Source organism: Brevibacterium picturae, from assembly GCF_900105045.1.
In the GTDB taxonomy this organism is placed as follows: domain Bacteria; phylum Actinomycetota; class Actinomycetes; order Actinomycetales; family Brevibacteriaceae; genus Brevibacterium; species Brevibacterium picturae.
Map to the genome: position 1 here is coordinate 4,028,261 of NZ_LT629739.1, position 14,639 is coordinate 4,042,899.

Below are 14,639 nucleotides of genomic sequence, written 5' to 3' on the forward strand. Positions count from 1 at the left end.
CGGGAGCGACTATGAGAAAATGAGACCATGAGCATCCCACCTGTGCCGAACCATCCTCCGCGCCCTGGGCGCCGGAGACCGGCCGAGGAGTCTCCGGATTCAATCACAACGCAGTTGTTCATCGGCCAGGACAAGTCGCTGGCCGCGGATGGTTCGACCCAAGCACTCAGTTCCGACGAACTGGACAGACTCCGGTCGATGGTGTCCTCCGACGGGGCAGAGGCCACCGAGGTCCTCAGTCTCGAAGAGCTGCGCCAGCTTGCCGCAGCGGAGAACGACGACTCCGCTGACGGTGATCAGACACCGCGAAAAGCGAGGTCAGAGGACATCGCAGAGGCGGAAGCCGCCTCGGCGCCCAAGCAGTGGAATCCGCTGGGTGGATCAACCGGGCAGCCGCCCCCCGAAGCGCCGCATCCCGAACCGTGGGGCGGCGATTTCGGTGCGCCCGGACCTCCTGCCCGCCCGCCAGAACCCCCAGCAGGACCTGGTATGCCACCCCGGGCGCCTGCCCCGCATCCTCATCCCGCCGAATACCCTGGAAGCGAGCCGCACGTGCCCAATGGCGCATCAGCCTACGCCCCGCACACCGCAGCCGCCTACGCAGGAAATGGCGGCCCCGGACCTGGGGGCGGAGCCTATGGGCCCGGTGGCGGACACGGCGGTCCTGGCGGATACGGCCCCGGCGGACCTGGCGGGTACGGCGGATACGGCGGACCGGCAGGACCCGGGGGACCAGTAGGTCCCGGCGGACCCTACCGACGTGATCCCGAGACCAAGAAGGTCCCGGGCTGGCTCTGGGCACTGGCAGCGATCGCCCTGATCATCGCACTCGGCATTGTCGGATACATTGCGTGGGACGCAACCCAAGGTGAGGACGACACCACCTCCGGCACGTCCTCACAGGGCCCCTCCGACGGAACCGGTTCAGAGAACGACGGGCCGAAGAACTCGACGCCGCCTGTCGCTGTCGAATCGTTCAACTCTCCCTCCGGCAACATCTCCTGCACGATCGACTCCGAACGCGCCAGGTGCGTGATCGCTTCCTTCGACTACAAGGCCCCTGAAAAGCCCGATGACTGCCAACTGGAGAATTGGGGAGGAGCCGTCGTGGCCAATGAGAAAGGTGCCGGCTTCTCATGCCGCGAGGCACCAGAGTCCTCCGGCCCGGCCCGAGTGCTCGGCTACGGCGAATCGATCACTGCCGAGGGGATGACCTGCACATCGACCCGCGAGGGCATGACGTGCAAGTCCGATGAGAGCGGTGTCGGCTTCACCATGCGACGTGCCTCAGTCGACTTCCTCGACTAGAGCCGACAGCGCGTCTCGACAGCGCGGACCGCAGGCGGGCCACCTCGGCGAGATCAAGTCCACTGTCTTAGGATTTGGACAGGCGTGGGACGAATGAGGCGACCGGGGCTATGTTGAATGTGTGGCTCACAGGTTGCTCCTCCTTCCTTGCCGCGACGAGTCCTGATCGGACAGCACACTCGTCGCGGAGTTTTTCCTATGCTGAAGAAGCACACGAATAATGATTGAGGAATTATGAAACTGCAGAAGCCGACCCCCATGCCATTCGGCAAATACAAGTCCTTCCAGGACCGCATCGCCCTCGATATGCGGGACCGCACATGGCCGGACAACCTGATCCGGAAGGCTCCGCGCTGGCTGAGCACCGATCTGCGTGACGGCAACCAGGCACTCATCGATCCGATGACACCCGAGCGCAAGCGCAAGATGTTCGACCTCCTCGTCAAGCTCGGCTTCAAGGAGATCGAGGTCGGGTTCCCTGCGGCCAGCCAGGTCGACTTCGACTTCGTGCGCGAGATCATCGAACAGGACGCCATCCCTGACGATGTGCGCATCTCGGTGCTCACCCAGGCCCGCGAGGACCTCATCGAACGCACCGTCGAATCCCTCGTCGGCGCGCAGAAGCCGACCGTCCACCTCTACAACGCGACCGCACCGGTCTTCCGCAAGGTCGTGTTCGGCTTCGACGGCGAAGGCTTCGACGAGACCCGCGACATCGCGACCCGGGGCACCCAGGCGGTCATGAAGCACGCCGAGTCGCTCCTCGGGGATGCCGACTTCGGATACCAGTACTCGCCTGAGATCTTCGTCGACACCGAACCTGAGTTCGCTCTCGACATCGTCGGCAGCGTCCTCGACATGTGGCAGCCGTCCTCCGGGCGCGAAACGGTCGTCAACCTGCCCGCCACGGTCGAGCGTGGCACCCCGAACACCTACGCCGACCAGATCGAATGGTTCTGCCGGAACATGCCCTACCGCGACGAGGTGGCTGTGTCCCTGCACCCCCACAACGATCGCGGCACCGGTGTCGCCGCGGCGGAGATGGGCATCATGGCAGGTGCCGACAGGATCGAGGGCTGCCTCTTCGGCAACGGCGAACGGACCGGCAACCTCGATCTCGTGACCGTGGCCCTGAACCTCTACACGCAGGGCGTCGACCCCGAACTCGACTTCTCGAATATCGACGAGGTCATCCATACCGTCACCGAATGCAACCAGATCGGTGTCCACGAGCGACACCCCTACGGCGGCGACCTCGTCTTCACCTCGTTCTCCGGTTCCCACCAGGACGCCATCAACAAGGCCTTCGCCGATCGTGAGAAGCGGGCGAACGACCAGGGTGTGCCCGTCGACCTGATGGAATGGGACATGCCCTACCTGCCGGTCGATCCCAAGGATCTGGGCCGCTCCTATGAGGCGATCATCCGGGTGAACTCCCAGTCCGGCAAGGGCGGAGTCACCTATCTGCTCAAGAGCGAGTACGGTCTGGATCTGCCGCGCAGGATGCAGGTCGAATTCTCCCGCGCCGTCCAGGCGCACACCGAAGGCGGGGGAGAGGTCTCCGCCGAGGAGATCCGCCGCATCTTCAACTACGAGTACCTGCCCAGCGACGATCCGGACAATGCCTGGGGCCGCTTCCAGATCGTGGGACTGCGCACCGACTCCGGCACGGTCGACGACTCGGGCGCATCCGAACTCGTCGAGGTCGATCTCATCGTCGACGGCCAGGAACGCAGCTACGAAGGTCGCGGCAAGGGACCGATCGATGCACTGGTGAAGGTGCTCATCGACAACTTCGACGTCGATGTCCGTCTCCAGGACTACACCGAGCACGCCATCGGCTCGGGCGCCGACACCATGGCCGCGGCCTACGTCGAGCTCGCAGTCGAAGACCGCGTGGTCTGGGGTGCGGGACTGCACTCCAACATCACGAAGGCCTCACTCAAGGCCGTCGTCTCGGCGGTCAACCGTGCCGCCCGCGATCGAGATGGAGAGCGCGAGCGCTGATCTCGTCGAGAACGCCGTTCTTTCGACAGCGAGAGCCCCAAGACGCCAACAGTTAAGCGTTGCCCGGGCCCCGTCACGACCTCGGTTGTGCGGGGCCCGTGGTTTGCGCGGGAGTGTGGGGCTCGTGGTGTGTGCGGGTGCGTGCGGCGTGCGGTCGACGAGGTCGGCTGTGAATGGCATCGTGCTCGATCAACGCCGCGTTCGAGAATGTCGCGTCTGGCGAATGGCCGTTCGCTCGATCAATGCGGCCCGCGAATATGTCGTCCCCGGCGACGACATATTCGACGTTCGCGTTGATCGAGCCTCGGCCGGGGCACCGGCGCGCAGTGATGCCACGGGCCACCGGGCGTTGCGGAGCGCACCCCGCCGGAGCGCACCCCGCCGGGGCGCAATCTCACAACTGACTCTTAAGTGCGGCGGAGATGATTCCCCGCCGCACTCTGCGATAATGGGTGGGTGCACAATTATCGTGATGAAGGCATCGTGCTCCAAGGGCACAAGCTCGGCGAAGCCGACCGCATCGTCACTGTTCTCACCCGCAGCCACGGGTTGATCCGAGCAGTCGCGAAGGGCATTCGTCGCACCAAGTCACGCTTCGGCTCCCGTCTCGAACCCTTCATGCTCGTTGACATGCAGTGCCACGTGGGACGCAGCCTCGACATCGTCACCCAGGTCGAGCTCATCGAGCCCTTCGCCCAAGGCATCGCCGCAGACTATGACGCGTATTCCTCCGCAACCGTGATGGCCGAAGCAGCCGCCCGCATCACAGAGGTCGAACCCCAGTCGCGCACCCACTTTCTCCTCCTTGTCTCGGCCATCCGGTCCCTGTGCAACGTCGAGCACCCGCCGAGGCTGGCCCTCGACGCGTATCTGCTCCGGGCCATGTCCGTGGCCGGCTGGGCGCCGAGTCTGCTCGACTGCGCACAGTGCGGCAACCCGGGACCACACCGTGCGTTCTCAGCCTCCCTAGGCGGAGCCGTGTGCACCGCCTGTCGTCCCAGCGGCGCAGCACTGCCGGACACCGACGCACTCGAGCACATGGCTGCTCTGCTCTCCGGTGACTGGCAGCGAGCGGAATCGTCGGACCTTCACGACCAGATCGACGGTTCCAAACTCGTCTCGGACTGGGTGTCATGGCACCTGGAGCGAAACATCCGATCACTGAGAGTTCTGGAGAGCAGATGAACTATCCCGCACCACCCCCGCACCCCAGCGGAGCCCGACCCCCGAGCATCGAGTCGAAGTTCGTCCCGAATCACGTGGCCGTGGTCATGGACGGCAACGGCCGATGGGCCAACGACCGCGGTCTGCCGCGCACCGAAGGACACAAGGCCGGAGAGGCATCGCTCCTCGAAGTCATCCACGGAGCCATCGAGATGGACGTCGACTACCTGTCCGCCTACGCGTTTTCCACCGAGAACTGGAAGCGTTCGCCCGACGAGGTTCGTTTCCTCATGGGCTTCAACCGTGATGTCATCCGCCGGCGCCGCGATGAGCTCAACGCTTTGGGTGTGCGCATCGTCTGGGCCGGGCGTCGTGGTCGCCTGTGGCGCTCGGTCATCGACGAACTCGAGACCGCGGCGGAGATGACCAAGCACAACACCGGACTCGTCCTCCAGTTCTGCGTCAACTACGGCGGACGCTCGGAGATCGTCGATGCGGTCAACCAGATCACCGCCGAGGTGGCCGCCGGGAAGCTCAAACCGGGCAAGGTCAGCGAGAAGACCGTTCGCTCCCGTCTCTACGCCCCGCAGGTGCCAGACGTCGACCTGTTCCTCAGGTCATCGGGGGAGCAGCGGACCTCGAACTTCCTGCTGTGGCAGTCGGCCTACGCCGAGATGGTCTTCCAAGACGTGCTCTGGCCCGATGTCGACCGCCGCACCCTGTGGGCGGCGATCGAAGAATACGCACGCCGTGATCGTCGCTTCGGTGGTGCCGTGGACGCGACTACCGTTTGAGCTTGCCTCAGCCATTTTGCTCCAACGCTGCTCCTCTGTGCAGTCCGAACGTTTACTGCGGCATGGTGTGAAGCGGGTTCAACTTCTGATTAGCCACAGTGCGCCTCTGTAGTGAGTGAGTCGTGACATCCAGGATTGCGTCCAACTTGAGAAATATCATCCTAAAGCACTCTTGCTAAAGATGTCTTTATAAAGCACAACTTGCGCATGGATAATGAACCTGGGAGTGAATCTGCGAAACGGATCGCTGATGTTTCGTGGACTGAAGGAGCTCAACAGCAGGTGGTCAGCGACCCAGCGAGGATTAGGGCATTGGCCCATCCTGTCCGGCTGGAGCTGTTGGATTATCTCGACGATGAGGGGCAGGCAACGGCAACAGAATGCGCCGAAGCCATCGATGAGTCGGTAGCCAGCTGTTCCTACCATCTGAGGATGCTTGCCAAGCATGGCTACATTGAGCAGGTTGGCCAGCAAGGCAGGGAGAAGCCGTGGAAAGTGGTCTCACACAACAGATCACAGGTGATCGACCGCGATGCTCCAGGGGCGGCGCACGCATTATCCGCAATGGCCGGTGTCCAGGTGCATCGCCAGCTGGACCGGATCCAATCGTGGCTCCAGCGCGCTCCCCAGCTGCCGATTGATGGCATAGACGTTTCGACTATCAGCGGTTCGAGCTTTTACGCCACCTATGACGAGATTCGGCAGTTCAGGGAGGACCTGTGGCAACTCTCCCGGCGTTTTGACGGTCGTTGGCAACATCCTGAATTGCGGCCTGACGGATCTTTCCCGGTGCAGCTTTTCTCAGTGATGAACGTCGACCCTGATCGGCGGCCCGGACATTCACATGGCGAAGAAGCCTAGATGTGAGCCATGACGAATCGCCTGAGCAGCGCAGCCCGCTCCAAACAGGGGAAGGAATAGGCGCGGAGAACTCGTCGCGCAGCGACAGCCCCGATGTGGGCACCAACCGTGATGCGCTCGGAGTGCCTGCCTTCCGCCGCCTTACTTTGGCGTGGCTCTTTTCAAACTTCGGTGACTCAGCCCTTTTCCTGACGGCAGCAATCTGGGTCAAGCAACTCACGAACAGTGATGCCCCTGCCGGACTTGTGTTTGCCGCCCTTGGGCTACCTGCCTTATTGGCTCCCCTGACCGGCCAACTGGCAGATCGTTTCAAACGCAGAACGGTGCTCATCGTCAACTGCCTCTGCACAGCGGCTGTCGTACTTGCACTCCTTGCGGTCGAATCTGCCGACCAGGTGTGGCTGATCTACCTGGTCATCTTTGCCTATGCCAACTCTTCCTATATCACAGCCGCAACACAATCGGGGCTGTTGCGTGACATGCTCACCGACCGGCTACTGCCTCCAGCCAACGGTATTCTCAGCAGCCTTGACCAGGGCCTGAGAATAGTCTCACCGCTTATCGGCGCTGGCATGCTCGCACTGTGGGGTATGGATTCAGTCGTGCTGCTGACCTGCGCCTGTTTCATCGTCGCGGCCGCGGTTCTCATGACCTTGTCACCTCGCGAGACACAACATGACCCAGGGAAGGACGAATCCTTCTGGCAAGCTTCCACGGCAGGTGTGAGATTCCTTGTAGGGCACTCGCTGCTCGGTCCGGCATTGCTGACGCTGAGCATCGCGTTGGGTGTCACGGGAGTCTTTAACGTAACGATTTTCGCCACAACCGAGCAAGGCATCGACGCATCCCCGGAATTCCTCAGCGTCCTAGTAAGCATTCAAGGAGCGATGGCGGTCATCGGAGGACTGACCGCGAGCACAATCATTCGCAGAATCGGTATCCGCGCAACAGTCATCCTGGGCGTCTCCATGCTTGGTCTCGCAGTACTTGCAACTGCAGTCCCCTCGGTGCCTGTCGTCATCGGGGGCGTTGTGCTTCTTGGAGTCAGCGTCACATGGCCGGTAGTCGCGTTTGTCAGTCTCCGGCAACAGGAAACACCGGCCCATCTGCAGGGCAGAACCTCTGCAGCGACCAACGTAATGGTCAATGTTCCCCAGGTCGGTGCCTCCATGATTGCGGCGGCGCTGATTGGAGCCGTCGATTACCGAATCCTGATTGTGGCGACGGCCGTGGTGTGCTTCCTAGGCAGTATTCCTCTAGTGATCGGTCGCAACGCCAGTTCATCATCGGTTTCTACGCTGCGTACCTAGATAGTCGTAGACGACCCGCGCAATCCAAAAGAAGAGGTCCCGCAACGTAGTCGTTGCGGGACCTCTTCTCGTAGGCGAGCTCAGTGCCGACGTTGGCTATACAGATCAGTACTGTTCAGTACCTCAGCAACGGTCACTTGAGCATTCGTCGCCGAAGCGGTCATCAGCTGAACTTCTTGGCGCCTCCGCGACGATCGTTGCGGAAGTTGCGGCTGTCGCCGGGCTGCTTGTCGAAGTTGCGCTTCTTGAACGGGCGAGCCGGACGACCCGAATCCGGACGAATGTCGATCGGGCGACCCTGGATCTGGGTGTTGGAGAGCTTGCGCATGACCGAGGAATCGAGATCCTTGGGCAGATCGACCAGGGTATGGTTCGACCGGATGTCGATGTGGCCGATCTCCTTCGAGGTCAGGCCGCCTTCGTTGGCGATGGCGCCGACAACGGCACCTGGCTGCAGGCGTTCGTTGCGGCCGACGGCCAGACGGTAGGTGGTCATATTCTCGTCACGCGGACGGGACGAACGTTCACGACCGGGCTTGCCGTCGCGGTCACGACCTGGCTTGCCACGCGAAGGCTCCGGCATGGGATCGGCCTTGAGAGTGTTTGACTCGAGCACCAAGGACGCCAGCGCTGCGGCGATGTCCGTCGCTGGAACATTGCGGGAGAGCTCGTACTGTTCGATGACGGTCGCGAGCTCGGTCAGCTCGGTCGTCGCGAGCACATCGTCGATGCGCTTGGTGAACTTCTCCACACGAGTGTTTGTCAGCTGTTCGACGCTGGGCATCGACAGCGGTTCGACCTTCTGCTTCGTGGCGCGCTCGATGGAACCGAGCAGACGCTGCTCACGCGGGGTGACAAACAGAATGGCTTCGCCCGAACGTCCTGCGCGGCCGGTGCGGCCGATGCGGTGGACGTAGGACTCGGTGTCATGCGGGATGTCGAAGTTGACGACGAGGGTGATGCGCTCGACGTCGAGGCCACGAGCTGCGACATCGGTGGCGACGAGGATGTCGACCTTGCCGCTGCGCAGCATGTCGATCGTGCGCTCGCGAGCCTGCTGTGGGATATCGCCATTGATCGCCGACGCCTTGAAGCCGCGGGCACGCAGCTTTTCAGCGAGCTCCTCCGTGGCCTGCTTGGTGCGCACGAACATGATGATGCCCTCGTACTCCTCGATCTCGAGGATGCGGGTCAGGGCGTCGAGCTTATGTGAGTGCTGGACCATGTGGTAGCGCTGTCGGATGTTCGATCCGGTCTGCGACTTCGACGCGACCCGCACCTCTTTGGGGTTGTTGAGGTACTTGCCAGTCAGGCGGTGGATCGACGTCGGCATGGTGGCGGAGAACAGCGCGACCTGACGTGAGTCGCCGGACTGGCTGAAGATCTCTTCGATGTCTTCGGCGAAGCCCATCTTGAGCATCTCATCGGCCTCATCGAGGATGAGGTGACGGAGGCTGCCGAGCTTGAGGGAGCCCTTTTTGAGGTGGTCGATGACACGACCGGGGGTTCCCACGACGACCTGAGCGCCGCGCTTGAGCCCGGACAGCTGCGGGCCGTAGGCCTGGCCGCCGTAGATCGGGAGGACGGAGAAGTCGTCGAGGTTCGTCGCATAGGAGGTGAACGCTTCGGCGACCTGGATCGCAAGCTCACGGGTGGGGGTCAGTACGAGAGCGAAGGGACCGTCGTTGGCGCGACCCGCCTCGGCGAGGTCGGACAGTGCCGGCAGCGCGAAAGCGGCGGTCTTGCCGGTACCGGTCTGGGCGAGTCCGATGACGTCGCGGCCTTCGACCAGTGCGGGGATCGTTTCGGCCTGGATCGGGGTCGGGGTTTCGTAGCCCTGAGCCTGAACTGCCTGGAGGACGAGCGGGTGGAGACCCAGCTCGGAGAACTTCGGTGTTGTCGGATCGTCGGATGAGGACACATCGGTCATGAGTTTTCTCTCTCACGTCGGCACACACTTGATCGCAGATGACTGTAGTGGCGATCTACCCTGCGGCCACTTGTGCAATCATCGTGAGCAATCCGGGCCGAAACCGTATGAGATCCAAGGCTTGCTTGGACAGACTTGAAAACCGTCAGTACGGAGAAAGGTTTGGGTGTGCTTCAAGTTTACATGCTCGACGCCCGCCGAGGTGACTGATAGCTCGCCGGGGAAGTGTGAGTTCCGTCGCCCCCGAGTCGAGGCCGCCGGGCAGGGGTCGAACAGATAGGCTGTACCTGCGAGCCACGGCAGCCGGCCGTCGGCGAACTACCTCAAGGAGAATAAACGTGGCACAGTCCAAGTTGGATGCCGTCATCGCCCTGGCCAAACGCAGAGGATTCGTCTTCCAAGCCGGAGAGATCTATGGCGGTTCCCGTTCGGCCTGGGACTACGGTCCATTGGGTGTTGAGCTCAAGGACAACATCAAGGCCCAGTGGTGGCAGACCTTTGTCCGAGGTCGCGAGGACGTCGTCGGACTCGACTCCTCGGTTATCCTGCCCAAGCGCGTGTGGGAGGCCTCCGGCCATGTGGAGACCTTCGTCGATCCACTCGTGGAATGCCTCAACTGCCACAAGCGCCACCGCGAAGACCACCTCGTCGAAGCCTATGAGGCCAAGCACTCCAAGGCGCCCGAGAACGGCATGGCTGACGTGGTCTGCCCAGACTGCGGAACCCGCGGGCAGTGGACCGAGCCGCAGGAGTTCTCCGGCCTGGTCAAGACCTACCTCGGGCCGGTCGAATCGGAGGCAGGTTTGAACTATCTGCGTCCCGAGACCGCCCAGGGAATCTTCGTCAACTTCAACAACGTCGTGACCGCTGCACGGAAGAAGCCGCCGTTCGGCATCGGCCAGATCGGCAAGGCCTTCCGCAACGAGATCACTCCCGGCAACTTCATCTTCCGCACTCGCGAGTTCGAACAGATGGAGCTCGAATACTTCGTCCGCCCCGAAGAGTCCGACGACTACTACCGCGAATGGGTCGAGGCCTGCTGGAATTGGTTCCTCGACCTGGGAATCAGCGAAGACAATGTGCGTCGTCTCGACGTTCCCGAAGACGACCGGGCCCACTACTCGTCCGGCACCATAGACGTCGAATACCGTTTCGGCTTCCAAGGCTCGGAATGGGGCGAGCTCATGGGCGTGGCCAACCGCACCGACTACGACCTCGGCACTCACACCGAGGCTTCGGGTGCGAAGCTGCAGTACTTCGACCAGGCCAGCGGCGAGCGTTTCACCCCCTACGTCATCGAACCCTCCTTCGGACTCACCCGTTCGATGATGGCCTTCCTCATCGACGCCTACACCGAAGACGAGGCACCGAACACCAAGGGTGGCGTGGACAAGCGCATCGTGCTCAAGCTGGACCCGCGATTGGCTCCGATCAAGGCTGCCGTGCTGCCGCTGAGCCGCAACGAGAAGCTGTCCCCGCAGGCCAAGGAGCTCGCGGCTCGCCTGCGCAAGCGCTGGAACATCGACTTCGATGATGCCGGTGCCATCGGCCGCCGCTACCGTCGCCAGGATGAGATCGGCACCCCGCTGTGCATCACCTTCGACTTCGACTCGCTCGATGACAATGCGGTTACGATCCGCAAGCGCGATGACATGAGCCAGGAGCGCGTCCGCCTCGATCAGGTCGAGAACTACCTGGCCGAGCACCTCGGCGTCTGATAGTCCGCTGGGGTCTGACCTCCAGCTGGAGCCGGTCACCGGTGGCTCCTGAGAGTCGGACCCGGTCGGTCGTGAAATCGGTCGACCGGGCCCGACTCGGTCGGTTGTGCTCCAGCAGGCACAGCCGTGCACATCGACATTGAATTCGCGCACCCGGCCCGAGTTACAACGCGCACCGACACGAAGGTCCGCCATGCATATGACGCTCAATCGGGAGCCCACGGCCTCGCCGAGGGTCCGCCTGATCATGATCGTGTGTCTCTTACCGCTGGTCCTCATCACAATCGGTGGCCTGGTCCTGCTGTGGCCGCACGGATCGGAGCAGGACCTGCCCGGCGGTGGCCCGATGACGAATGCCGCTCCGGGAGTCTCCACCGCTGAAGCGAGGGTCACCGCCGTGGACGCATCGAGCTGCGATGCGAGTGATCCCGATCCGATGCTCGAAGCCGACTGCATGGAGTTCACGGCCGAAGTGGATGGGCAGGAGGGGAGTCTCTATGTGACTCCCGACGCCATCGTGTCCGGGGTTGGGGTCGGAGATTCGCTCAAGGTCCTCGACTTCACGAAGTCGACTGACCGCGCAGAGACCGAGACCGACTATGTGTTCATCGACTACGACAGAGACGTCCCGATCCTTGCCCTGGCGATCATCTACGGGCTCGTAGTTCTCGCCGTCGCAGGCTTTCGAGGCTTGCGTGCATTGACGAGCCTTGCCTTCGCCGGTGTCGTGCTGATCGTGTTCATGCTCCCAGCGATCCTCGCCTCGAAGCCGCCGATCCTCGTGGCAATGGTCGCGGCGAGTGCGATCATGGTCATCGCACTGTACCTTGCCCATGGTGTGTCCACGCGAACGACCACGGCACTCTTCGGGACCGTGGCCGGCATCATCATCACTGGTCTTCTCGGTGCCTGGATGACTTCCTGGGCCAATCTCGGCATCGCCTACTCCGAAGAGGGATTCCTCCTCACCGGCACTACGGACGTGTCGTTGGCTGACCTGATCGTCTGCGCGATACTCGTCACCGGACTCGGTGTACTCAACGACGTCACCATCACCCAGGCGTCGGCGGTCTGGGAATTGGCCACAGCGGCACCAGATCTCAAATCCGGGCAGCTCTTCGCCCGAGCGATGAGCATCGGTCGCGACCACATCGCCTCGACGGTGTACACGATCACGTTCGCCTATGTGGGGTCCGCGCTGACCACACTCCTCATCGTCTCCGCCCACGACCAGTCGTTCTTCGAGACCCTGACATTGGGGGAGATGGCTATTGAGGTCGTGAGCATCCTCGTGTGTTCGATCGGCTTGGTCATCGCCATCCCACTGACGACTGCTTTAGGGGTGCTCGTCGTACGATCGGGCCTGCAGCCGCCACCACGCCTTGCGCCGTCGCAGAGCAGCACCCCACCTTCGCACGAGCAGAACTCGACTGCTGATCCAGCCTTGGACTGACCCCGCCCTGGGCCGGATCAGCCAGCGATGGGATTCGGACGCGTCATCGGCGAGGGACGAAGCACTCGTGCCCACATGCGTGTGGATGCCCGACACGCAACGGCCCCGACTCCTCGAATGAGGAATCGGGGCCGCTTCGCGCTGGGGCTGCTCCTAAGTAACCGCAGCCGCAGCCTGCAATCGCAATCGCAGACCGTGATCAGAGCTTCGTCCAAGCCTCCGAGAGGACGCCGCGGATGATCTGCTCCATCTCGTCGAACTCATTCTGACCGACGGTCAGGGGAGGCGAGAGCTGAATGACGGGATCTCCACGGTCATCGGCGCGGCAGTACAAGCCGTTCTCGTACATCTTCGCGGACACGAAGTTCTTGAGGATGCGCTCGGACTCCTCCTCGGTGAAGGACTCCTTGGTGTCGCGATCCTTGACGAGTTCGATGCCGTAGAAGAAGCCCTCACCGCGAACGTCACCGACGATCGGCAGGTCTTTGAGCTTCTCGAGCGTGAACTTGAACGCGGCAGCGTTCTCGTGGACGTGGTCGTTGAGCTTCTCCTTCTCGAACACGTCGAAGTTCGCCATCGCCGCGGCGCAGGAGACGGGGTGACCGCCGAAGGTGTAGCCGTGGTAGAACGTCTCATCGCCACCGGGGCCGAAGGGCTCGAACAGACGATCCGAGGCGATCATCGCACCGAGCGGAGCATAACCGGAGGTGATGCCCTTGGCGCTGGTGATGATGTCGGGGACGTAGCCGAAATCGTTGCAGGCGAACATGTCGCCAATGCGGCCATAGGCGCAGATGGTCTCGTCGGAGACCATGAGCACGTCGTACTCGTCGCAGATCTCGCGGACGCGTTCGAAATATCCGGGAGGCGGCGGGAAGCAGCCGCCGGAGTTCTGCACGGGCTCGACGAAGACAGCCGCAACCGAATCAGCACCCTCGAATTCGATGGCCTCGGCGATGCGGTCGGCAGCCCAACGGCCAAAGGCCTTCTCGTCGTGGGCGTAGGGCTCCGGCGAACGGTAGAAGTTCGTATTCGGCACCTTGATCGCGCCGGGGACCAAGGGGGCGAACTGCTCGCGCAGGTCCGGCAGTGAGGTCACTGACAGGGCACCGTGCGGGGTGCCGTGGTAGGCCGTGGCACGTGAGATGATCTTGTGCTTGCCGGGCTTGCCCGTGACCTTGAAGTAGTTCTTGGCCAGCTTCATCGCCGACTCGACAGAGTCACCGCCACCGGAGGTGAGGAAGACACGGTTGAGATCACTTGGAGCGAAGCTTGCCAGGCGCTCGGAGACCTCGATCGCCTGCGGATGAGCGAAGGACCACAGCGGCATGAAGGGCAGCTTCAGCGCTTGGTCGTACATCGCCTTCGCGATCTCCTCGCGACCGTGACCGACCTGGACCGTGAACAGCCCGGCCAGGCCGTCAAGGTACTTATTGCCCTTGTCGTCGAAGATGTGGTGGCCTTCACCACCGGTGATGATCGGTGCTTCACCACCGTTGAACAGTGACTGGTGCGGAGCCATGTGCATCCACACGTTGTTGCGGATGGCATCCTGATAGTCGGTGCCAGCTCTGGTGACATTCTCTGTCATCGCGTCCCCCAGTTGTATTTTTGCTTCTCGAGTGAGAGGTACATGAATAGCTCCGTGTCCACGATCGCGTCGATCGAGCGCAGCTCTTCGTTGACGAATTCGATCAGGTGTCGATCCGATTCGCAGACGATCTCGACTAAGAGGTCGAACGACCCTGCGGTCACGACGAGATAGTCGATCTCGTCGTAGCCGTGCAGTCTGTCGGCGACCTTGGAGATATCGCCCCGAACCTTGACTCCCACCATGGCCTGTCGGGCGAAGCCCAGGCTCAAGGGATCGGTCACGGCGACGATTTCCATCACGCCGGAATCGATGAGCCTGGAGACCCGCTGACGCACGGCAGCCTCGGACAGCCCCACTGACTTGCCGATGGCGGAGTAGGACTTGCGTCCATCGTGCTGCAATTCGACGATGATCGCTTTCGACTTCTCATCGAGATTGCCCAGGCGGTGACTGCTTCCGCTCGGCAGCAAGTCGGCCATTCTTCACCTCCGTGATTTGAG

General features: G+C 62.4%; 11 protein-coding genes. 8 read left to right on the top strand and 3 right to left on the bottom strand.

Annotated elements, in window-relative coordinates; all coding sequences use genetic code 11:
- Positions 1-27: 27 nt before the first annotated feature.
- From BLT92_RS18370 to BLT92_RS18395, 6 genes are all read left to right on the top strand, one after another.
- The gene (locus BLT92_RS18370; protein WP_157691502.1) at positions 28-1,308 is read left to right on the top strand and encodes a DUF6636 domain-containing protein; all 1,281 of its coding nucleotides are present in this window, start codon (positions 28-30) and stop codon (positions 1,306-1,308) included.
- A 234-nt stretch (positions 1,309-1,542) separates the two neighbouring features.
- Entirely contained in the window at positions 1,543-3,315 is a 1,773-nt protein-coding gene (gene leuA / locus BLT92_RS18375; protein WP_092107944.1) for a 2-isopropylmalate synthase, read from the top strand.
- Between the two features lie 456 nt (positions 3,316-3,771).
- Positions 3,772-4,500, top strand: coding sequence for a DNA repair protein RecO (gene recO, locus BLT92_RS18380; RefSeq protein WP_092107946.1), 729 nt, complete (start codon positions 3,772-3,774; stop codon positions 4,498-4,500).
- Positions 4,497-5,273: an isoprenyl transferase gene (locus BLT92_RS18385; RefSeq protein WP_092107948.1), complete on the top strand. Its 777-nt coding sequence runs from the start codon at positions 4,497-4,499 to the stop codon at positions 5,271-5,273. Before recO ends, BLT92_RS18385 begins: the two co-directional genes overlap by 4 nt.
- Before the next feature lie 312 nt (positions 5,274-5,585).
- Entirely contained in the window at positions 5,586-6,134 is a 549-nt protein-coding gene (locus BLT92_RS18390; RefSeq protein ID WP_157691503.1) for a winged helix-turn-helix domain-containing protein, read from the top strand.
- A 2-nt stretch (positions 6,135-6,136) separates the two neighbouring features.
- Positions 6,137-7,444, top strand: coding sequence for an MFS transporter (locus BLT92_RS18395; protein WP_092107952.1), 1,308 nt, complete (start codon positions 6,137-6,139; stop codon positions 7,442-7,444).
- A 163-nt stretch (positions 7,445-7,607) separates the two neighbouring features.
- On the opposite strand, the gene BLT92_RS18400 is transcribed toward BLT92_RS18395, so the two are convergent.
- Positions 7,608-9,374, bottom strand: a complete 1,767-nt coding sequence (locus tag BLT92_RS18400) for a DEAD/DEAH box helicase (protein WP_092107954.1) — start codon at positions 9,372-9,374, stop codon at positions 7,608-7,610.
- 338 nt (positions 9,375-9,712) lie between these two features.
- Here BLT92_RS18400 and BLT92_RS18405 point away from each other — a divergent pair, with 338 nt between their 5' ends.
- Together BLT92_RS18405 and BLT92_RS18410 are read left to right on the top strand one after the other, a co-directional pair.
- A complete protein-coding gene (locus BLT92_RS18405) occupies positions 9,713-11,092 on the top strand; it encodes a glycine--tRNA ligase (RefSeq protein WP_092107956.1) in 1,380 nt (459 codons plus the stop codon).
- 199 nt (positions 11,093-11,291) lie between these two features.
- Complete coding sequence (locus BLT92_RS18410; protein ID WP_157691504.1) at positions 11,292-12,545, top strand: YibE/F family protein; 1,254 nt, start codon at positions 11,292-11,294, stop codon at positions 12,543-12,545.
- Positions 12,546-12,744: 199 nt separating this feature from the next.
- On the opposite strand, the gene BLT92_RS18415 is transcribed toward BLT92_RS18410, so the two are convergent.
- Together BLT92_RS18415 and BLT92_RS18420 are read right to left on the bottom strand one after the other, a co-directional pair.
- Positions 12,745-14,136 carry an aspartate aminotransferase family protein gene (locus tag BLT92_RS18415; protein WP_092107960.1) on the bottom strand — a complete coding sequence of 464 codons (1,392 nt, stop codon included), beginning with the start codon at positions 14,134-14,136 and terminating at the stop codon, positions 12,745-12,747.
- Positions 14,133-14,618, bottom strand: coding sequence for an Lrp/AsnC family transcriptional regulator (locus tag BLT92_RS18420; RefSeq protein WP_092107962.1), 486 nt, complete (start codon positions 14,616-14,618; stop codon positions 14,133-14,135). Before BLT92_RS18420 ends, BLT92_RS18415 begins: the two co-directional genes overlap by 4 nt.
- Positions 14,619-14,639 lie beyond the last annotated feature (21 nt).

Excerpts from the sequence above, each read along its gene's own strand:
- BLT92_RS18370 (WP_157691502.1), top strand. The coding sequence starts at position 28 with ATGAGCATCCCACCTGTGCCGAACCATCCTCCGCGCCCTGGGCGCCGG.
- leuA (WP_092107944.1), top strand. The coding sequence starts at position 1,543 with ATGAAACTGCAGAAGCCGACCCCCATGCCATTCGGCAAATACAAGTCC.
- BLT92_RS18385 (WP_092107948.1), top strand. The coding sequence starts at position 4,497 with ATGAACTATCCCGCACCACCCCCGCACCCCAGCGGAGCCCGACCCCCG.
- BLT92_RS18400 (WP_092107954.1), bottom strand. The coding sequence starts at position 9,374 with ATGACCGATGTGTCCTCATCCGACGATCCGACAACACCGAAGTTCTCC.
- BLT92_RS18410 (WP_157691504.1), top strand. The coding sequence starts at position 11,292 with ATGACGCTCAATCGGGAGCCCACGGCCTCGCCGAGGGTCCGCCTGATC.
- BLT92_RS18415 (WP_092107960.1), bottom strand. The coding sequence starts at position 14,136 with ATGACAGAGAATGTCACCAGAGCTGGCACCGACTATCAGGATGCCATC.
- BLT92_RS18420 (WP_092107962.1), bottom strand. The coding sequence starts at position 14,618 with ATGGCCGACTTGCTGCCGAGCGGAAGCAGTCACCGCCTGGGCAATCTC.